This is a genomic window from Pseudomonas oryzihabitans (genome assembly GCF_032027545.1).
In the GTDB taxonomy this organism is placed as follows: Bacteria; Pseudomonadota; Gammaproteobacteria; order Pseudomonadales; family Pseudomonadaceae; genus Chryseomonas; species Chryseomonas oryzihabitans_F.
On record NZ_JAVSJB010000137.1, the window covers coordinates 1 to 246 of the forward strand.

A 246-nucleotide genomic window follows, 5' to 3' on the forward strand; every position below is an offset into this window, starting at 1 on the left:
TCGTTTCGGCGCCTGTGTGCTCGGCTCGGGCTGAACCACCTCCGCACCAAACCCTAGACGCCGCGTACGAACGGCAAGGCCGAGCGCTTCAACCAGGCGAGTCTGCGTGAGTGGGCCTAGGCTCGCTGCTACGACAGCTCCGAGCAGCGAGCCCGGCACCTACCCGCGTGGCTGCATCACTACGGTTGGCACAGGCCGCATTCCAGCCTCCACTACAAACCGCCCATCAGTCGGGCTCCGTTGCCA

Annotated in this window: 1 pseudogene; it reads left to right on the forward strand. The window is 65.9% G+C overall.

Annotated elements, in window-relative coordinates:
- A pseudogene (locus tag RND78_RS28065) lies at positions 1–246 on the forward strand (integrase core domain-containing protein); the annotation flags it as partial.